At 70.9% G+C, this 20,279-nt stretch carries 15 protein-coding genes; 6 read left to right on the top strand and 9 right to left on the bottom strand.

Annotated elements, in window-relative coordinates:
* The first annotated feature begins 187 nt into the window (after positions 1-187).
* Positions 188-3,493, top strand: a complete 3,306-nt coding sequence (locus ACN20J_RS18165; protein WP_419666318.1) for a S8 family serine peptidase — start codon at positions 188-190, stop codon at positions 3,491-3,493.
* A gap of 108 nt (positions 3,494-3,601) precedes the next feature.
* On the opposite strand, the gene ACN20J_RS18170 is transcribed toward ACN20J_RS18165, so the two are convergent.
* Both ACN20J_RS18170 and ACN20J_RS18175 read right to left on the bottom strand, forming a co-directional pair.
* On the bottom strand, positions 3,602-4,414 hold the full coding sequence (locus tag ACN20J_RS18170) for a hypothetical protein (protein ID WP_419666319.1): 813 nt from the start codon (positions 4,412-4,414) through the stop codon (positions 3,602-3,604).
* A gap of 1 nt (position 4,415) precedes the next feature.
* On the bottom strand, positions 4,416-4,970 hold the full coding sequence (locus tag ACN20J_RS18175) for an RNA polymerase sigma factor (RefSeq protein WP_189837813.1): 555 nt from the start codon (positions 4,968-4,970) through the stop codon (positions 4,416-4,418).
* 191 nt (positions 4,971-5,161) lie between these two features.
* Here ACN20J_RS18175 and ACN20J_RS18180 point away from each other — a divergent pair, with 191 nt between their 5' ends.
* The gene (locus ACN20J_RS18180) at positions 5,162-7,243 is read left to right on the top strand and encodes a TerD family protein (RefSeq protein WP_362001252.1); all 2,082 of its coding nucleotides are present in this window, start codon (positions 5,162-5,164) and stop codon (positions 7,241-7,243) included.
* Between the two features lie 129 nt (positions 7,244-7,372).
* A complete protein-coding gene (locus tag ACN20J_RS18185) occupies positions 7,373-8,401 on the top strand; it encodes an aspartate-semialdehyde dehydrogenase (RefSeq protein WP_190227893.1) in 1,029 nt (342 codons plus the stop codon).
* Positions 8,402-8,775: 374 nt separating this feature from the next.
* On the opposite strand, the gene ACN20J_RS18190 is transcribed toward ACN20J_RS18185, so the two are convergent.
* On the bottom strand, positions 8,776-9,276 hold the full coding sequence (locus ACN20J_RS18190; protein WP_361919723.1) for a DUF1203 domain-containing protein: 501 nt from the start codon (positions 9,274-9,276) through the stop codon (positions 8,776-8,778).
* A gap of 112 nt (positions 9,277-9,388) precedes the next feature.
* Between ACN20J_RS18190 and pepN the strand changes: the two genes are divergently transcribed.
* Complete coding sequence (gene pepN / locus ACN20J_RS18195; protein WP_189837809.1) at positions 9,389-11,980, top strand: aminopeptidase N; 2,592 nt, start codon at positions 9,389-9,391, stop codon at positions 11,978-11,980.
* Between the two features lie 57 nt (positions 11,981-12,037).
* Here the strand turns inward: pepN and ACN20J_RS18200 are convergent, their stop codons facing one another.
* From ACN20J_RS18200 to ACN20J_RS18215, 4 genes are all read right to left on the bottom strand, one after another.
* Entirely contained in the window at positions 12,038-13,330 is a 1,293-nt protein-coding gene (locus ACN20J_RS18200) for a M14 family zinc carboxypeptidase (protein WP_259333355.1), read from the bottom strand.
* Positions 13,331-13,708: 378 nt separating this feature from the next.
* A complete protein-coding gene (locus ACN20J_RS18205; protein ID WP_419666320.1) occupies positions 13,709-14,653 on the bottom strand; it encodes a LysR family transcriptional regulator in 945 nt (314 codons plus the stop codon).
* Positions 14,654-14,676: 23 nt separating this feature from the next.
* A complete protein-coding gene (locus ACN20J_RS18210; RefSeq protein WP_419666321.1) occupies positions 14,677-15,630 on the bottom strand; it encodes a DMT family transporter in 954 nt (317 codons plus the stop codon).
* A gap of 76 nt (positions 15,631-15,706) precedes the next feature.
* On the bottom strand, positions 15,707-16,645 hold the full coding sequence (locus ACN20J_RS18215) for an EamA family transporter (protein ID WP_419666322.1): 939 nt from the start codon (positions 16,643-16,645) through the stop codon (positions 15,707-15,709).
* A gap of 160 nt (positions 16,646-16,805) precedes the next feature.
* Here ACN20J_RS18215 and ACN20J_RS18220 point away from each other — a divergent pair, with 160 nt between their 5' ends.
* Entirely contained in the window at positions 16,806-17,330 is a 525-nt protein-coding gene (locus ACN20J_RS18220) for a MarR family winged helix-turn-helix transcriptional regulator (protein WP_419666323.1), read from the top strand.
* A 138-nt stretch (positions 17,331-17,468) separates the two neighbouring features.
* Here the strand turns inward: ACN20J_RS18220 and ACN20J_RS18225 are convergent, their stop codons facing one another.
* A complete protein-coding gene (locus ACN20J_RS18225) occupies positions 17,469-19,016 on the bottom strand; it encodes an FAD-dependent monooxygenase (RefSeq protein ID WP_419666324.1) in 1,548 nt (515 codons plus the stop codon).
* Between the two features lie 176 nt (positions 19,017-19,192).
* Here ACN20J_RS18225 and ACN20J_RS18230 point away from each other — a divergent pair, with 176 nt between their 5' ends.
* Positions 19,193-19,840: a TetR family transcriptional regulator gene (locus ACN20J_RS18230; RefSeq protein ID WP_189837802.1), complete on the top strand. Its 648-nt coding sequence runs from the start codon at positions 19,193-19,195 to the stop codon at positions 19,838-19,840.
* Positions 19,841-19,994: 154 nt separating this feature from the next.
* Here the strand turns inward: ACN20J_RS18230 and ACN20J_RS18235 are convergent, their stop codons facing one another.
* Entirely contained in the window at positions 19,995-20,273 is a 279-nt protein-coding gene (locus ACN20J_RS18235; protein ID WP_189837801.1) for a hypothetical protein, read from the bottom strand.
* Positions 20,274-20,279 lie beyond the last annotated feature (6 nt).

Here is a 20,279-nt window from a genome sequence, read left to right on the forward strand (position 1 = left end):
CCGTCGATACGCCGCTATGACCGTGGTGGCGTATGGCGGAAGTACGCCATGGACACTTCACGCCACGGTCAACCCTCCCCAAACATCCATCACTTGGGTAAAGCTGAGCGGTCATCCGGGTTCACATACCGGACTGGGGCGATCGTTCCGATCGTCAACGGACTTTCCTTTACCTACAAGGATGCTGATGACCCCCAACCCTCAGCGAGCTCCGATCACCGGCGCGAGACGCGCGGCGCGCATAGCCGTGGCCGCCGGGCTCGTGGCCGCACTCTCCGCGGCGGGGCCGATACCCATGGCCTTCTCCGCGGACGATCCGGGTACTCCCGTCGACACATCGGTCAAGTCCGCGAGCGGCAAGCTCGGTTCGGACGACGCCGACCTCCTCGCCGAGGCCGAGGCCGGCGGCGACAAGAACGTCACGATGATGGTCGCCACCGCGCCGGGGCAGACCGAGCAGGTCGCGGACCAGCTGGACGCGGTGAAGGGCGGCTCCGTGGGCCGTACCTACGACAAGCTCGGCTACGTCCGCGCCACCGTCCCGACCGCCAAGGCCGACGCGGCCATCAAGGCGGCCGCCAAGCTCTCCTCCGTGCACGGCATCGACCTGCGCCAGGAGATCGCGCTGGACGACCCGACGCCGTCCGCCGACACCGCCAAGGGCGCCAAGAAGGCCCCGACGGCCGGCGCCTACCCGGCGCCCGGCAAGAACACCCCCGCCGAGAACCCGTACAACCCGTCGTTCGAGACGGGTGCCGTCGACTTCGTGAAGAAGAACCCGAAGGCGGACGGCCGGGGCATCACCATCGGCGTCCTCGACTCCGGTGTGGACCTGGCGCACCCCGCGCTGCAGAAGACCACCACCGGCGAGCGCAAGATCGTCGACTGGGTGACGTCCACCGACCCGATCATCGACGGCGACGCGTCCTGGCGCGCGATGCTGACCTCCGTGTCCGGGCCCACGTTCACCTTCGGCGGCAAGACCTGGACCGCGCCCGCGGGCAGCTACCAGGTGAACCTCTTCCGCGAGTCCGCGACCGCAGGCGGCGACGCGGCCGGCGACGTGAACCGCGATGGCGACACCACCGACGCCTGGGGCGTGCTGTACGACGCGGCGGCCGGCACGGTCCGTGTCGACTCCAACGGCAACAGCGACTTCAGCGACGACGCGCCGATGAAGCCGTACAAGGACGGGTACCAGATCGGCTACTTCGGTACCGACAACCCGGCCACCGACGTGGTCGAGCGCCAGCCGTTCGTCGTGGAGATCCGCAAGGACGTCCCGATGGACCCGCTGGGCGGCGACTGGGTCGGCCAGAAGCGCGACTTCGTCAACATCGGCCTGATAGCCAGCGAGCACGGCACGCACGTCGCCGGCATCACCGCCGCGAACGGGCTGTTCGGCGGCAAGATGAACGGCGCCGCGCCCGGTGCGAAGGTCGTCTCCTCCCGCGCCTGCCTCTTCGGCCCCAGCTGCACCAACGTCGCGCTCACCGAGGGCATGATCGACCTCGTCGCCAACCGTGGCGTCGACATCGTCAACATGTCCATCGGCGGCCTCCCGGCGCTGAACGACGGCAACAACGCGCGCGCCGAGCTCTACACCCGCCTGATCGACACCTACGGCGTCGAGCTGGTCATCTCGGCCGGCAACTCGGGCCCCGGTGCCAACACGATCGGCGACCCCGGCCTGGCCGACAAGGTCATCTCGGTCGGCGCGTCCATCTCCAAGGAGACCTGGGCCTCCAACTACGGCTCGGCCGTCGAGAAGAAGTACGCGATGCTGCCCTTCTCCTCGCGCGGACCGCGTGAGGACGGCGGCTTCACGCCGACGCTGACCGCGCCCGGTGCCTCCATCAACACCACGCAGACCTGGCTGCCCGGCGGCCCGGTCGCCGAGGCGGGCTACTCCCTGCCGGCCGGCTACTCGATGCTCCAGGGCACCTCGATGGCGTCCCCGCAGGCCGCGGGCGCCTCCGCGCTGCTGCTGAGCGCCGCGAAGCAGAAGAACATCGACCTGACGCCCGCCAAGCTGCGCACCGCGCTCACCTCGACCGCGGACCACATCAGCGGCACGCAGGCGTACGCGGAGGGCGCGGGCCTCGTCAACATCCCCGACGCCTGGGACTCGATCCGTGACGGCGCCACCGCCCACGAGTACACGGTGAAGGCCCCGGTCGACACCGCGATCGACTTCGCGCTCAAGACCCCGGGCTTCGGCACGGGCCTCTACGACCGCGAGGGCGGCCTCAAGGTCGGCCAGAAGAAGACGTACGACGTCACCATCACCCGTACGACCGGTGCCGACCGTGCCATCCGGCACGAGCTGCACCTGGAGAACAACCGGGACGACACGTTCAGGATCGTCGGCAGCGACGAGGTGTCCCTGCCGCTGAACAAGCCGGTGACGGTCAAGGTCGCGGCCAAGGCCGAGAACTCCGGTCTCAGCAGCGCGATCCTGGAGGTCGACGACCCGAAGACCGAGGGCATCGACAAGCAGGTCCTCACCACGGTCGTGGTCTCCGCCCCGCTGAAGTACACCTACTCGGCGTCCGGCACGGTCCAGCGCAACTCCAGCAAGTCGTACTTCGTGACCGTCCCCGAGGGCGCCAAGGCCCTCGAGGTCGCGATCGGCGGGCTGAAGGACAAGAGCCAGACCCGGTTCATCGCCATCCACCCGTACGGCGTTCCGGTCGACAACACCTCGACGCCGTTCTGCTACAACAACTACCTCGACGGCAACGGCTGCAAGCCCGACGTGCGTTCGTACGCCGACCCGCAGCCCGGCGTCTGGGAGATCGAGGTCGAGTCCCGCCGTACGTCGCCGGTGCTCGACAACCCGTACAAGCTGAACGTCGAGGTGCTCGGCGCCGACTTCGACCCGGCGGTCGTGACCGTCCCCGAGGCCAAGGTCGGCACGCCGGCCCCGGTCTCCTGGAAGGTGACGAACAAGCTCGTCGCGGTCGACGGTTCGCTCAAGGGCGGCCCGCTCGGCTCCTCCAAGAACGCGCGGCCGACCATCGCCGACGGCGCCACGGACACCACCACGGTGGACGTGCCCGCGGGCGCCGGTTCGCTCGACGTCACCATCGGCAACGTCTCGGACGCCGCGGCGGACCTCGACCTGACCGTCTACGACGCTCAGGGCAACCAGGTCGGCCAGTCCGCGGACGGCGACTCCGAGGAGTCCGTCTCCGTCCCGTCGCCCGCCGCCGGCACGTACACCATCGAGGTAGTCGGCTACGCGATCCCGGCGGGCTCCACGGCGTACGACTACCTGGACGTGTACTTCGCGCCTTCGCTCGGCGAGGTCCAGGTCGACTCGACGCCCGTGAAGCTCGGCACCGGGGCCACCGCCTCGGTCGAGGCCAAGGTCGTCGCGAACGCGGCGCCGCCGGAGGGCCGGACGTTCTTCGGGCGCGCGCAGCTCGTGAACGCCCGCGGCACGGTCGCCGGTAGCGGCAGCGTGCTGATCGAGAAGGTCACGCCGTAGCGTTTCTGACGCTCTGAACGGCTTGCTCTCTGAGCGGCTTGCTCTCTGTACGAGAAGGGCGGGCGTCCGGTCCCACCGGGCGCCCGCCCTTCTCGTTGCCCACCTGCTCTACCCCCCCGGGCCCGCGCACTTCATCCCCTGCGCTCCCGGCAGCGCGTCCACGATGCTCTTGCGGGCGTCGGCGACCCCCGAGCCGGTCTCCCAGTCCTGCCGGTCCTGCGGGAACACCGGCACCCTGACCAGGGTGTACGTGCCGACCTTCAGGTCCGCCCTGGCACTGTCGAGCAGCGTGACGGTGATCGTCGGATGCTCCGCCACGGACTGCTCGGGCCGGTAGTAGCGCTTCACCTTCAGCACGACGCGTACGTTCCCGTCGTCGGTGGGCGTGATGCTCTGTACGGTCCCCTCGACGAGGACCTTCGAGCACGCCAGGTGCATCTCCGGCGAGTACAGCGACGAGTCGCCCGCGCCGGAGTCCTCCTTCGCGGCCGACGAGTCGGAGGAACTGCCGGCGCCGCCGCCCTGCACTCCGAGCCACACCATCCCGCCGAGCATCGCCGTGCCCGCGCCCACCACGAGGGTGCCGAGAGCCACGCCCGCGTACCGCCGGTACCAGGGCGGCCGGGACGGCCCGGCCGCTTTCGGCGGCCTGAACGGCTTGGGTTCCCTGAGCTGCCTGGGTGTCCTGAGCGGCTTCGGTTTCGTGAGGGGCTGCGGTTCCGTGAGGGGCTGCGGTTCCGAAGCCGGTGTCTCCGTGGCCAGCGTGTCGCCCATGAGCCGTAGCTGGTCCCTGAGCAGGGCGATGTCCGCGAGCGCGGACCGGTGCTCGGCCAGGAACTCCGCGTCGTCCCGGGCGTCCTCGGGGAGGGGTTCGTCCGTGAGCGCGGCCATCAGCGCGTCCATTCCTTCGTACTCGGCCACGTCACACCACCTCGTCCTCGTGCAGGCGGGCGCGCAGCGCGCGGACCGCCGTGTGCAGCCTGCTCTTGACCGTGCCCTCCGGGATGCCGAGCTCCTCGGCGATGCCACGGACGGGCAGGTCGGCGTAGAAGCGCAGCACGAGGATCTGCCGCTGGGCGTCCGGCAGTTCGTCCAGTCCCTGGGCCACGGCGAGCGACATCACCTTCGTGTCCTCGCCCGACTCCCCCGCGACATGGTCCGGCGGCCTCAGCGAGGCCAGCCGCTCGCCGATCCGCTCCTGGCGGCGCCTGGCGCGATGCCAGTCCATCGCCAGGTTCGAGGCGACGACCGCCGCCCACGCCGACACGTCACGCGGTGCCTCCGCCCCGCTCGCCGCCCGTTCCAGGAGCCGCAGCCGGACCTGCTGTACCCCGTCCGGCAGGTCCGCCTGCGGCACCCCGCCGAGCGCGAGCACGGCTCGCACCCGGCGCTCCTGGGCCGCGTCCAGGGGGTCGTCGAGCGTCCCCCCGACGCTCTCCCCGCCCCCCAGGACGCGGCGGGCTTTTCTGCGCAGCACAGCCACCCTCCCCTCGCCGCGTTTTCTCTATGACGCCGGTGGTGCGGGAAACGTTCGGCCCGATCGGGGAGATCTTTTCGGCCCGATCGGGGAGATCTTTTCGGCCCGATCGCGGAGATCTCTACGGACCCTCATCCTCCACATTTCCCGCTTATCGACTTCACACCGTCTCCACTGCCACCATGTGCCGCATGACGCACATCACCAAAGGTGCCAACACCCCTGTTCCCGCAGCTCTGTTGCGTGTGGCGGTCTGTCGGCGGAGCGTTTCGGGGGCTCCGTCCGTGGATGCCTCGGCGCTGCTTCTCGACGCCCTGGGCAAGGTACGCGGCGACGCCGACCTGGTCTTCTACAACCAGCCCGCGCACCCCTCCGGGGCCGTACGCCACGCGGGCACGGCCGACGGCGGCGGGCAGCTCGCCGAGTGGCTCGAGCTGGACCTGCCGCGCATCGAACCCGAGGTGCAGCGGGTGGTGATCGCCGGGTCGTGCGACGGCGGGGTCTTCGGCTCCGTGCCCGGGCTGAATGTGCAGGCGCTCACCGGGGACGGCGCCGTCGTCGCCCACTACGACGTGACCGACGCGTCCGAGGAAACGGCCTTCGTGCTCGGCGAGTTCTACCGCAGGAACGGCACCTGGAAGTTCCGCGCGGTGGGCCAGGGCTACGCGTCCGGTCTCGCGGGCCTCGCGACCGACTTCGGTATAGCGGTGGAGGATCCGGCCCCGGCCCCGATACCGGCGCCCATACCGGCACCGGCCCCGCCACCGGTGCCCACCGCGCCGCCCGGGTACGACGTACGGGACGCGGTGCCGCCGCACCCCGGCCCGGCGCCGCGGGCACCGGTGGCGGCCGCCTCCTTCGGGCCCGACTTCCAGCCCTTCGTGCAGCGCGGCCGCGGCAACGGGGTGGTCTCCGTCGACGTGCCCATCCCGCCGGGACCCGTGATCGTCGAGGCCTGGCACGAGGGCGGCGGCTACTTCGGCATGCACACCCTCAACCGCCGCAACAAGGACGACGAGCTCCTCTACAACAGCACCCTGCGCGACTTCCGGGGCCGCGCCCTCGTCCACCCGCCGGAGGGCATCCCGCTGCGGCTGCGGGTGGAGGCCGACAACGACTGGACGGTCATGGTCCAGCCGCTCTCGGTCGCCCGTCGGCTGGACTCCCCGCTCCAGGGGTACGGCCCGGAGGTGGTGGCGTACACGGGCACCGCGGCCGACATCGACGTGGAGTTCGCCGGTGACGAGGACGGCGGCGGCTACTTCGCGGTCAAGAGCCAGGAGCTCGCGAACCTGCGGAACCCCGACGAGTACGACCTGCTCGTCAACGAGACCGACGCGCTGCGCCAGACCGTGCCCGTCCCGGCCGGACCCCTCCTGCTCCTGATCGAGGCGGACGGCCCCTGGCAGCTCACCGCCCGCCCCCTGCCCGTGCTCGACCAGGCGGCCGCGCAGGCCTCCGGCGTCTACACCGGCCGGGGCAAGAGCACGGTCACGCTGGTCAATCCGGCCCCGGGGCGGCCCGCGATCCTGGAGTACGCGATCTCGGACGAGGGCTCGTTCATGGGGTACGAGGTCAAGCTGCTCGACGAGTACGACGACGAGGAGAAGCTGCTGCGGGGCGACTACAACGGGCGTCGCGGCCGCACCCTCCTGTTCCGCAAGGGCGAGCCCGAGGCCAGGCTGCGGATCGAGGACGCCGGTGACTGGAGCCTTCGGCTGCTGCCGGTCGAGCAGGCGCAGCCGCTGACGGGCTCGGTGGAGGGCACGGGCAGCACGGTGCTCGGCTACACCGGTCCGCCCGCCCTGGTCGGTCTGCGCCGGACCACCGGCGACGACGGCTGGCTGGACAGCTGGACCGTGCAGCCCCAGGGCAAGCGCGCGGTCTGCGCGGACACCGCCGGGCGCCGACGGCCGGTGACCGGCCCGCTGTGGGTGTCCGAGGCCGGGTACTGCTATCTCCTGGTCCAGGCGGGTGACGAGACCGGCTGGCGGCTCGATCCCGCTCCCCTCGACACGGCTCCCGCCTTCGGAGGACAGGCCCGCCAGGTGTCGGGGCAGGGCTATGGAGTCGTACGTCACACGGGTCCGGAAACCGAGATGATGCTCACCCACGAGGGCCGGGGCATGCTCGACCTGCTGGTGATCTGGGAACTCGACGAACGCCTGCGGCCCGTACGGCGGATCAGTACGGCCTCCGGGCTGCAGCGGCTGCCAGGGGGCTTCCTCCAGATCAGGACCAGCGGAAACTGGACGATCGAGAACCACGGCTGACCGCCCCTTCGCGGGGTCCCCGGCCCGTCCCAGTCCTCGGTCTCCGAGGTCAAAGGATTGGACAGGCGGGCCGGGGTGAGACGCATGATGGAAACACTGGCCAGTTATGCACAGGCAAAAGGAGTCGCCGTGAAGGTAGGAATCGTCGGAGCCACCGGTCAGGTCGGCACGGTCATGCTCAAGATCCTCGCTGAGCGGGACTTCCCGATGGAGACGCTGCGGCTGTTCGCCTCGGCGCGGTCGGCCGGTTCGACGATCGACTACAAGGGCTCGGCCGTGACCGTGGAGGACGCCTCCACCGCCGACTACAGCGGCCTGGACATCGTCCTGTTCTCCGCGGGCGGCGCCACCTCCAAGGCGCTCGCCGAGAAGGTCGCCGCACAGGGTGCCGTCGTGATCGACAACTCGTCCGCGTGGCGCAGGGACCCGGAGGTCCCCCTCGTGGTCTCCGAGGTGAACCCGCACGCGATCGCCGACCGCCCCAAGGGCATCATCGCCAACCCGAACTGCACGACGATGGCCGCGATGCCGGTGCTCAAGCCGCTCCACGAGGAGGCGGGCCTCGAAGCGCTGGTCGTCGCGACGTACCAGGCCGTGTCCGGATCCGGTCTCGCGGGCGTGGCGGAGCTGCACGGTCAGGTGCAGAAGGTCGTGGCGGACGCGGACAAGCTGACGCACGACGGTTCGGCGGTCGACTTCCCCGAGCCGGGCGTCTACAAGCGGCCCATCGCCTTCAACGTCCTGCCGCTCGCCGGTTCGATCGTCGACGACGGTCTGAACGAGACCGACGAGGAGCAGAAGCTCCGCAACGAGTCCCGCAAGATCCTGGAGATCCCGGCCCTCAAGGTCTCCGGTACGTGTGTCCGCGTCCCGGTCTTCTCGGGGCACTCGCTCCAGGTGAACGCCCGCTTCGCGCGTCCGCTGTCCGTGGAGCGCGCCACGGAGCTCCTGGCGGGCGCCCCGGGTGTCGCCCTCTCCGACATCCCGACCCCCCTCCAGGCCGCCGGCCAGGACCCGTCCTTCGTCGGCCGCATCCGCACCGACGAGACCGTCGACCACGGCCTGGCCCTCTTCGTCTCCAACGACAACCTCCGCAAGGGGGCCGCGTTGAACGCGGTCCAGATCGCGGAACTGGTTGCAGCGGACCTCAAGGCGTAGTCCCTTTCCCCCAACCCCACCCCTTCCCGAAACTGGGGGCTGCCGCCCCCAGACCCCCGGTATCGCGCTGAACGCGCTCGCCCTCAAACGCCGGACAGGCTGAGAGGTGGGCGGGGCCTGCCGGGGGTGGGTGGGTTGACCGGGGCGGGCGGGAAAGTCGGCCTGAACGGCCTCGTCCTCAAACGCCGGACGGGCTGGGGGGCGGGGCTCGCGGAGTGGTATGCGTGCGGGTGAGTCGTGGCTGGACTGCGCAGTTCCCCGCGCCCCTGAAAACCTAGGGGCGCGGGGAACTGCGCAATCTTTCGGGGGTTCGGGGGCGGAGCCCCTGAGTCAGGGACGGGACTGGGTAGGGGCGGCGGGGGCGAGAAAACGCCCTACGGCCGCCGCCGCACCTCATACAGGAAGCACCCGTACTCCACCGCACGCACGTGCACCAAGGCGACCTCGGGATCGGCGAAGGCCTCCGAGAAAGCCGCGTCCAGCGATTCGTCAGGCGTCGACGGCAGGTCGAGCAGACGCCCCCCGAGGATCCGCCCCTCACCGGAGTACCGCCGCACAACACGCAACACCCCACCCCGAGCGAACGGATACCGCCCACCCCCCACCGGCCCCGGGCACTCCTGTGCATGGATGAAGACCGGCCCCTGCTCGTCGTACGCCCCCGGATCGACCCCCGTCTCCGCGGCCCACCGCCGCAACGGAGCGTACGAGACCAGCGCGATCACCTCTCCCGGCGAGCTGCGCCGCAGACAGCAGCGCAGCGGCGCCCCGCCCTCCCCGTCGGCCACGGGAACCATCCCCCGCCCCGCGTCGTCGACGGAACGCAGCTCCTTGAGGATCACGGGCGCGATGGGCCGTGCGGTGTATGTCGTCATGGCTCCAGCGTCACGCGCATCCACCCGTTTCTCCGGCGGTAAACGGACATCGCATTCCCCGCATCAGCCGTGGAAGGATGGCGCAACCCACACATAACGAGGAGATGACCGCGTGCCTGGCACAAACCTGACCCGCGAAGAGGCGCAGCAGCGGGCGAAGCTGCTCACCGTTGACTCGTACGAGATCGATCTCGACCTCTCCGGCGCGCAGGGCGAGGGAGGCACCTACCGGTCCGTGACCACCGTGCGCTTCGACTCGGCCGAGACCGGCGCCGAGTCGTTCATCGACCTGGTGGCTCCGGCCGTCCTCGAAGTCACCCTCAACGGCGACTCCCTCGACCCGGCCGAGGTCTTCAAGGACTCACGGATCGCGCTGCCCGGCATCCTGGAGGGCCGCAACATCCTGCGGGTCGTCGCCGACTGCGCGTACACCAACACCGGTGAGGGCCTGCACCGGTTCGTCGACCCGGTCGACCAGCAGGCCTATCTCTACACGCAGTTCGAGGTCCCGGACGCCCGCCGTGTCTTCGCGAGCTTCGAGCAGCCGGACCTGAAGGCCACCTTCCAGTTCACCGTGAAGGCGCCCACCGGCTGGACCGTCATCTCCAACTCGCCGACACCGGAGCCCAAGGACGACATCTGGGTCTTCGAGCCGACGCCGCGCATCTCCACGTACATCACGGCGCTCATCCTGGGCCCGTACCACTCGGTGCACAGCGTGTACGAGAAGGACGGTCAGTCGGTCCCGCTCGGGATCTACTGCCGGCCCTCGCTCGCCGAGTTCCTCGACTCGGACGCGATCTTCGAGGTGACGCGGCAGGGCTTCGAGTGGTTCCAGGAGAAGTTCGACTACGCGTACCCGTTCAAGAAGTACGACCAGCTGTTCGTGCCGGAGTTCAACGCGGGCGCGATGGAGAACGCGGGCGCGGTCACCATCCGCGACCAGTACGTGTTCCGCTCGAAGGTCACGGACGCCGCGTACGAGGTGCGGGCCGCCACGATCCTGCACGAGCTGGCGCACATGTGGTTCGGCGACCTGGTCACCATGGAGTGGTGGAACGACCTGTGGCTGAACGAGTCGTTCGCCACCTACGCCGAGGCCGCGTGCCAGGCGTACTCCCCCCAGTCGCGCTGGCCGCACTCCTGGACCACGTTCGCCAACTCCATGAAGACCTGGGCGTACCGGCAGGACCAGCTGCCCTCGACGCACCCGATCATGGCCGAGATCAACGACCTCGACGACGTGCTGGTCAACTTCGACGGCATCACGTACGCCAAGGGCGCGAGCGTCCTCAAGCAGCTCGTCGCCTATGTCGGTGAGGACGAGTTCTTCCAGGGCGTGCAGGCCTACTTCAAGCGGCACGCGTTCGGCAACACGCGCCTGTCCGACCTGCTGGGCGCGCTGGAGGAGACCTCCGGCCGGGACCTGAAGACCTGGTCGAAGGCGTGGCTGGAGACGGCCGGCATCAACGTCCTGCGCCCGGAGATCGAGACGGACGCGGACGGCGTGATCACCGCCTTCGCCATCCGTCAGGAGGCTCCCGCCCTGCCCGCGGGCGCCAAGGGCGAGTCGACCCTGCGTCCGCACCGGATCGCGGTCGGTCTCTACGACCTCGACGACGCCAGCGGCAAGCTGCTGCGGGACGACGAGAACGGCCGTATCGAGCTGGACGTCGACGGCGAACTGACCGCCGTGCCCGAGCTGGTGGGCAGGCGCCGCCCGGCGGTGATCCTCCTCAACGACGACGACCTCTCGTACGCGAAGGTCCGTCTCGACGAGCAGTCTCTCGCCTTCGTCACCGAGCACCTCGGCGACTTCGAGTCCTCCCTGCCGCGCGCCCTGTGCTGGGCCTCGGCCTGGGACATGACGCGTGACGCCGAGCTGGCGACCCGCGACTACCTGTCCCTCGTGCTGTCCGGCATCGGCAAGGAGTCGGACATCGGCGTCGTGCAGTCGCTGCACCGGCAGGTGAAGCTGGCGATCGAGCTGTACGCCGACCCGACCGCGCGCGAGGCCCTGCTGACCCGCTGGACGGACGCCACGCTGGCCCACCTGAAGTCCGCCGCGGCCGGCAGCGACCACCAGCTGGCCTGGGCGCGCGCCTTCGCGGCGACGGCCCGTACGCCGGAGCAGTTGGACCTCCTGGAGGGCCTGCTCGACGGCCGGGAGACCATCGAGGGGCTGGCCGTCGACACCGAGCTGCGCTGGGCGTTCGTTCAGCAGCTCGCGGCGGTGGGCCGCTTCGACGAGGCGGAGATCGCGGGCGAGTACGAGCGCGACAAGACGGCCGCCGGTGAGCGCCACGCGGCGACCGCCCGCTCGGCCCGCCCGACGGAGGAGGCGAAGTCGGAGGCGTGGGCGTCGGTCGTCGAGTCCGACAAGCTGCCGAACGCCGTGCAGGAGGCCGTGATCGGCGGCTTCGTCCAGACCGGCCAGCGCGAGCTGCTCGCCCCGTACACGGACAAGTACTTCGCGGCGGTCAAGGACGTCTGGGACTCGCGCTCGCACGAGATGGCCCAGCAGATCGTGGTCGGCCTCTACCCGTCGATCCAGGTCTCCGAGGAGACGCTCCACAAGACGGACGAGTGGCTGGCCTCCGCCGAGCCCGGCCCGGCACTGCGCCGGCTGATCTCGGAGTCCCGCGCGGGCATCGAGCGCGCGCTCAGGGCCCAGGCGGCGGACGCGGCGGCCACGACCCGGTAGCCGTACGTGGATACGTAATTGGGGGCGCCCGGCGTGTGCTGTGCCGGGCGCCCTTCTTCATGTGCCGACCAGCTGCCGGGTCAGGTGCAGCATCGTGCGGATGTGCAGGGCGGTCTGCCGGTGCACCGGCACCCAGCGCGCGACGAAGGTGGTCTCCAGCTCCTGGCTCCAGTCGCGTACGAGGGTGTCGAGGGCCTCGGGCGGTTCGTCGAGTGCGCTGCGCATCATCGCTGCCGCGCGCAGGGGTATGCGGCGGGCGGCGATGCCGAGGGAGACGGAGTTGCCGACGGTGGTGGCGAGTTCGGCGTCGCCGAGGCCGTGCGCGTCGTGGGTGTTCCAGGTGTCGACCACGCCGGGGCCGATGTCCATGAGTTCGCGCGCGGCGGTGTGGAAGGGCAGCCGGCGCTCGTCCGCGGGCGGGCGGTCGGCGAGCGCGCCGAGCACCCGCTCCAGCTGTTTGGCGCGGCTGAGCAGGATCTCGGCCGCCCGCGAGATCTCCCGCTGCGGCCGGGTGACGGGGCTGGGATCACTGACGCCGGCCACGCTCCAGAAGGGGGCCTCGACGACGGCCGAGACGGTCCCGTGCCGCATCGCGTACATCCAGGTCGCCTGGGAGGTGTAGCCGGAGGGGTCGCGTTCGTCGGCGGGGCTGCCGTCGGGCAGCACGAGCACGCCGGGGCTGTCCACGAACCAGCCCATGCCGTCGAACGGCCGGTACTCCAGCGGGATTCCGAGCTCCGCCGCCACAGACCGGAAGGCCCGCGGCGCTCCCGGCACGGGACGGGTCAACTGCAGGAACGATCCTCCTACTTCGACTCCGTGCAGGGAGAACTGGACCAGGGGCCGCAGCTCGTCGATGAGCCGGGTCAGCGCCCGGGACTCGGGCATCGCGGTGTGCGGGTCCGCCTCCACGGGCGGGAACTCGGGCTGACTCATGAACGCGGGCCGGTAGAAACCGCGGTAGTAGCCGTCCAGGGTCGGTGCCGAGGCCGGGTGTTCGGCGAACCGGCGCTCACCGAGGGTCGTACCGTCCGGGTCCAGACAGAGCAGGAAGTGCCAGGTGCAGCCGAGTTCGTCCAGGACCCGCGGATCCCGTACGAAGTCCTCGGCGAGGGTGAGCGACGAGGCACCGCCGACCGGTTCGTTGGCGTGGGCGCCGGCCACGGTGAGTATCTGGTGTTCGCCATGACCTGCGGAGAGCAGCCACAGGGGCCGGCCGGCGCGGGACCTTCCGACCGTGCGCAGACGCAACGTCCCGGGCCGCTCCGCGACCATCGCCCGCGCGCGCCGCGCCAGCTCGTCGACGGTGGGATACGGGTTTCCCCGGCTGCGAGCGCCCTCTGCCCTCACGCCAACTCCTCACCTCGATACGGCCGTTGAGCGTCTCGAACGGGCGGTTCCGGGGGTCCGGGGAGCGCGCCCCGTCAAGGCTCGATGTGCCGGGTCAGGGTGTCAAGGGGCCCTTGGGACGGCGGCGACGGAGATCAACTTATGTGAATATGCCGGGTGCCTTTTCGCCCCCGCCGCCCTTACCCGTCCCGTCCCTGGGGGCTCCGCCCCCAGACCCCCAAATCGCGCTGAACGCGCTCGTCCTCAAACGCCGGACGGGCTGATGGTGTCGGCCCGGGCCGCGAACAATCCAGCCCCTCCGGCGTTTGAGGAGCGGGGGTTCGGGGGCTGGCCCCCGAAAGGGACGGGAATGGGTAGGGGCGGCGGGGGCGAAAAAGGTCACCCAGGACGGCGAGCCGTCAACGCCCCCGCCTCCGCCCGCAGGGCTTCCAGAACACACGCCACCGCCGGCGCCCCCTCACCCCCACGCCGCACAGCCGCCACCACATGCCGCCGAGGCCGGTCGGCATCGAGGGCCCGCATCACCACGCCGTCCCCTCGCCCCGCCCCAGTCCCAGCCACAGCCATCCGGGGCACCAGCGCGACCCCCATCCCCGCCCCCACCATGGCGAGGATCGCGGTCCACCCGGCCGCCGAATGCCCCTGCCGAGGTGCGAACCCGGCCACCTCGCGCGCCCCCCGCGTGATGTCGGACCACGGCCCACTCCCGCCGAAGATCCACGCCTCCCCCGCCAGATCGGCGAGCCGCACCTCCGCCGCCCCCGCCAGCGGGTGATCGACGGGCAGCGCGACATCGAGCGGATCGGCGAGCAACGGCACGCGGGTGAACCGCCCGTCCCCCGCGTCCGGCACGGCCCGCGCCGCGAGTGACAGCGCGAGATCGACCTCCCCGGCCCCCAGCAGCTCGTACGCCTCCCCCGCCTCGGCCTCCCGCACCTGCACCCGGACCCCCGGCCGCGCCACACGCAAGGCCCGCACGACGGGCACGACGAGCGCGGGCACGGCTGTGGAGAAGGCGCCCACCCGCACCTCCCCGACCTCCCCGTGCGCGTACGCCGCCAACTCCGCGTCCGCCCGCTCCAGTTGCTCGAACACCGCCTCCGCGTGCCGCAGGACGAGGTGCGCCGCGCCGGTGAGCCGTACCCGCCGGCCCTGTGCCTCCAGCAGCGGCACACCGAGCTGCTTGGCGAGGTTGGTCAGCTGCTGGGAGACGGCCGAGGGGGTCAGCAGGAGAGCCTGTGCGGTCGCGGTGACGGTGCCCCGCTCACGCAACGTACGCAGAATGATCAGCTTCTTGATGTCCCACTTGTCGTGCTCGGCCATGGACGGCAACCTATCCGGCACTTCTACCCGGCACTGAGGACGACCCCACCCAGGATCAACGCCATGCAGAGCAACTGCGCGGGACTCGTCGCCTCGCCCAGGACCACGTACGACAGCGCCGCCACGCACACCGGCTGCAGGTAGTAGACCGCCCCGGCCCGGGCCGCGCCGATCAGCGCGATCGCCCTGCTCCAGGCGAAGAAGGCGAGCGCGGAGGAGAAGACGCCGATGTAGAGGATCGGTCCGACGGTCGACGGCGTCGGGGCGAAGGGGCCCTGCACGGCCAGACTCACCGCGTACGCCGGAAGCAGCATCGCCGTCCCGAGCACGAACGCCGCGAAGAGGAAGGCGAGTCCGTCGATCTCGCGCGGCTTGTGACGCAGCAGCGCGCTGTACGAGGCGAAGCACGCGGCGGCCCCCGCCATCCAGAGGTCCCCGGCGCCGAAGTCGAGCGAGGGCCTCCCGCCGCCCATGAGCAGCAGGACCCCGGCACAGGCGATCAGCATGCCCACGATCCGGCGCACCCCGAGGCGTACGCCGCCGACGCGTTCGTACACCGCCATCAGGACCGGTGACGCGGCCATGATCATGCCCATCGTGCCTGCGGAGGTGGAGAGGGCCGCCTGGTTGACGAGGGTGTTGTACGCGGCGATGCCGAGGAGGGAGGCCAGGAGGAGGAAGCCGAGGTGGCGGCGGAGTACGTGCCGTTGCCGCCAGGCCGCCCGCGCCGCGAACGGGGCGAGGGCCGCGAGCGCCACGACCCAGCGCCAGAAGGCCTGTTGGACGGGCGGGACGCTGTCGTGCAGCGCACGGGACGTGACGAAGCTGCCGGACCAGACGACCGTGGCGATCGCCGCGAGCGCGATGCCGAGACCGAGACCGAGGCGCGGGCGGGGAGCCGTTCGCTTCACTCGGTCCGCGTCCGGCGAACTGCGCGTACGGGCGGCCGGGTCCAGGACTCCCACGGTGTATCCCACGCCTCTCTTCCCGTCACCTCTTTCCCGTCACCGGGAACTCGGTTCTTCCCGTCACCGGGACTCGGTCGATGTGGATCTACCGTCGCAGCGCCGGAACCGTCACGTCCATCGAATCTTTTCGACCATTCCTTTCAGTTGAGCTGAACGTTTGGGTGGCGCGCGCAGGGCGTGCCCCGAGCTGGCCGAACACCGTCGCCCCGAAGGCCAGGGCCATGCCCGCCAGTTGCACGGGACCCAGTGCCTGGCCGAGTGCCGCCCAGCCGATGACGGCCGCCGTGAGCGGGGAGAGCGGGCCGAGGAATGTGACCTGGGTTGCGGTGAGCCGGCCGATGCCGCGGAACCAGAGCCAGTACGCGACCGCCGTGTTGGCCAGCGCCAGATAGAGGTAGCCGCCGACCGCCCGGCCGTCGAGCACGGGCGGCGCGCCCTCCACGAGCAGCGCGACCGGGGCTATCAGCAGCCCGCCCGCGGTCAGTTGCCAGCCGGTGAGGGTGAGTGGGCCGACCCCCTCGGGACACCCCCACCTCTTCGTCAGCACGGTGCCCGCGGACATCGACGCGGTCGCGGCGAGGGCGGCCAGCACACCCACGGCGTCCAGCGCACCGGCCGCCTTCAGTACGACCAGGCTCACGCCGAGGGCGGCCGCGATGCCGGTGAGGAGCGTACGGAGGGTCGGGCGTTCGCCGAGCAGGGCCGCCGCGAGGCCCACGACGAAGAGCGGGCCGACGGAACCGACGACGGCCGCCATACCGCCCGGCAGCCGGTACGCGGAGAGGAAGAGGAGCGGGAAGAAGGCGCCGATGTTCAGCGCGCCGAGGGCCGCCGCCTTCCACCACCAGACCCCGCGGGGCAGCGTGCGGGCGAGGGCGAGCAGGACCAGCCCTGCGGGCAGGGCACGCATCAGGCCGGTGAACAGGGGGCGGTCGGCCGGCAGGAACTCCGTGGTGACGGCATAGGTGCCGCCCCAGGAGACGGGGGCCAGGGCGGTGAGCGCGATGACGGTGCTGCGGTTCATGACCGGCTCCATGAGGGAGATGGCTCGGGAGATGGCTGATGACTGATGGCTCCGGAAGATGATTCCGGGAGCTAGCTTGGCAGTAATTAGCTTAGCGCTAAGCTACTTATCGTCAAGCCACCTTCTTGCAGCCGGGTCATACGGTGCGGATACTCGCCCCATGAGCACTTCCAAGGCCGCCAGGACCCCCACGGACCCCGTCGACGCGATCATCGACCAGTGGGCCGTCGTCCGGCCCGACCTGGACACGGCCGCGATGGAGGTCTTCGGCCGCGTCTTCCGGCTCTCGCGGACGATGGGCGACCGGATGGAGAAGACGTACGCGCGGCTCGGCATCTCGCGCGGCGAGTTCGACGTACTCGCCACCCTGCGACGGTCCGGCGACCCGTACGCCCTCTCCCCCCGCCAGCTCTCGGCGACACTGATGCTGACCACGGGCGGCATGACCGGCCGCCTCGACAAGCTCGAACGGGCCGGCCTCCTCCGCAGGTCCCCGGACCCCCACGACCGCCGCGCCCTCCAAGTGACGCTCACAGACAAGGGGTTGACGCTCGTCGACGAGGCGGTCGGCGCCGGCCTCGCCGTCCAGACGGAGGCGCTGTCGTCCCTCAACGAGGAACAGGCCGGCCAACTGGCCGACCTCCTGCGCCAGTTGCTGGCGGGCACGGGCCAGGCGAGTCGCTAGCGACTCGCCGGGAGGGGTTCCCTGTCTGTTGCCGGCCTGCGGGCCGGTTGTAGCTGGTCGCGCAGTTCCCCGCGCCCCGTACGTGGCGCGGGTTCAGCTCAGCAACACGCTTCAGCTCTCGGAGGTGAGGGCATGGGGTCAGTCGCGGCCCATCGCCGCCGTCAGTGCCGCCTCGGTCTCCTCGGCGGTCGGTGATTCCGCCGCCCAGGCCGCGTAGCCGTCCGGGCGGATCAGGAGGGTTGCGCGGCGGTCGCTTGCCCAACTGGCCACGGTGAGGCGGTCCTTGCGGGTGTCGGGGTCGGGGGCCGTGGGTGCGTCGGACGGCGTGATGAGTACGAACCTGCCGCCTCGCAGGGCCTCGTACAGGCGGCCGTCCCGAAGGGCCACGTCCGGGACGCGCCTGCCGGTGAGAGGGTGGGCGCCGCGTGGGGACGGGTAGGAGTAGCCGATGCCGGTGATCTGGCCGAGCATGCGGGTGCGGGCCGGGCGGGCGTGGTCCAGGAACGTGGTGAGCAGGGTGCGGGCCGCGAGCGTCCAGGGGCGGTTGGCCATCGCGAGCCGTACGAGTCCGCCGCTGCTGCGGAGGACCGACTTGCCGACGGGGTGGCGTTCGGACTGGTAGGTGTCCAACAGGTCGGTGTGGGCGTGGCCGTTGAGTGTCGCCGCCAGCTTCCAGCTCAGGTTGGCGGCGTCCTGGAGGCCGGTGTTCATGCCCTGGCCGCCGGCCGGGGTGTGCACATGCGCGGCGTCCCCGGCCAGGAAGACCCGGCCCACCCGGTACGCCGGAGCCTGGCGCTCGTCGCTGTGGAAGCGGGACATCCAGCGGGCGTCGTGCATGCCGTAGTCGCGGCCGAGGGCGAGGCGGGTGATCTCCTTGACCTCGTCGAGGTCGAGGGGCGCGTCGTCGGCGACATTGCGCCGGCGGTCCCAGCCGATCACCCGGTAGTAGCCGTCCCCGAAGGGCGCGAGGAACGCGAACGCGTCCCCGACCGCGTTCACGGTCAGCAGCGTCTCCGGCTCCTCGGCCAGCCGGACATCGGCGAGGACGACGGAACGGATCGCCGAACGCCCGGGGAAGGGCAGCCCCACGGCCTCCCGCACGGCACTGCGCATCCCGTCCGTCCCGACGACGTACGCGGCCCGCAGCTCCCCCGGTCCCCTTCCGGCGCCCTCGGCCTCGGTGGCCGCGCGCACCCTGAGGGTCACCCCGTCCGCGTCCTGGACCAGCCCGGTCACCTCGGTCTCGTACGCGAACCGCACCCCGGCCTCCACCGCCCGCCGCTCCAACGCCCGCTCCACCTCGTACTGCGGCAGCACGAGCAGGTGGTTGAAGCGGGAGGGGAGGGTGGTCAGGTCGACGGTCAGCCGGGAGAAGAGCCGGAGCCGGTCGAGTGTCTGGCCCTTGCTCTCCAGCTCGTCGGCCAGGCCTCGGGCGTCGAGCTGCTCCAGTGTGCGGGCGTGCAGGACGAACGCGCGGGAGAGGTTGCTGGTCCTGTGCGGGCGCTTCTCGACGAGGGTGACGGGGATGCCGGCGGTGGCGAGGTCGCCGGCCAGCAGCAGACCGGTGGGGCCCGCGCCGACGACGATGACGTCGCGGGAAGCGGTGTCGGCGGTACGGGGAGTGCCGGGGGTGGCGTTCTTGTCGGTCGTGCCAGTCGTGCCGTTTGTGCCGGTCGTGCCTGTCATGGCGGCCTCCTGGTGCCAACGCGTGTTGGTCAAGGGCTGTTGGCAAACACCGGGTGGCCCGGTGCCAACTCTTGTTGGCCAACGCTCGTAGGCCAACACGTGTAGGCCAACGCCCGTTTGCCACCATAGGGCGACACCTCTGGCCCGTCAACAACTGTTGGCCTACGCTTGTTGGCATGACCGACACCGACTCCCCCACCCAGCACGCGCAGCCCGCCCAGCACACACAGCCGACACAGCCCACGCAGTCCTCGCAGCCCGCCCGCCGCTCCGACGCCACCCGCGCCACCATCCTCACCGCCGCGCGCGAACGCTTCGCCGCCGACGGGTACGAGCGCGCGACCATCCGCGCCATCGCCCGCGACGCGAAGATCGACCCCTCGATGGTGATGCGCTACTACGGCAACAAGGAGGGCCTGTTCGCGGCGGCCGTCGACATCGATCTGCGGCTGCCCGTGCCGGAGAAGGTGCCGAAGGAGGAGGTCGGCCGGATCTTCGTCGAGCACTTCGTGGCGCTCTGGGAGAAGAACGAGGTGCTCACGGCGCTGCTGCGGGTCGGGGTCACCAACGCCGCCGGGGCCGAGCGCATGCAGGGCATCTTCAAGGAGCAGTTGGTGCCGGTGGCCCTGCGCGTCTGCCCCGACCCCGAGCAGGTCCCGGCCCGCGCCGCGCTCGTGGCGTCACAGATGCTGGGCATGGCGCTGACGCGGTACGTCCTGCGCCTGCCGCCCGCCGTGGACCTGTCCCGCGAGGAGATCGTGGCCTGGCTGGCACCGACGATCCAGCGCTATCTGACGGCCCCGCACCCGGGCCCCTCCCGCTGAAGCCGCCAGGCGCGGACCGCGCCGGAAACACGTCGAGGGCACCGTCCTCGGGCGCGTACGACGAATGCCGTATGTACGCGCCCGAGGACGGTGCCCTCGAAACAGAAAGCCTCAGTGGCCGCAGAAAGATCTCAGTGGCCGGAGCCGGCCGAGGTCAGGAAGCCTTCACGGCCGCCTTCGTCTTGGCCTTGCCCTTCGGCTTCGGGCCACGGTCCGTCGACCCGTCGAGGACCCAGACCAGAGCGGCGATCAGCAGGAACAGCCCGATCGGCGCCGCGACGAAGAGCCCCAGCGTCTCGATGACGCTCAGGCCCGGACCGGGGTCGTCGCCGTCGTCAGGCGTCACCGCGAGCGCGGGGGACGACATCAGCAGCATCATCAGCGTCGTACCGGCAGCCAGGGCGCCGGCGCGCAGGGCGTTCTTCTTGTCCACGGTGCA

The organism is Streptomyces sp. 2-1 (assembly GCF_048564895.1).
Lineage (GTDB): Bacteria > Actinomycetota > Actinomycetes > Streptomycetales > Streptomycetaceae > Streptomyces > Streptomyces phaeochromogenes.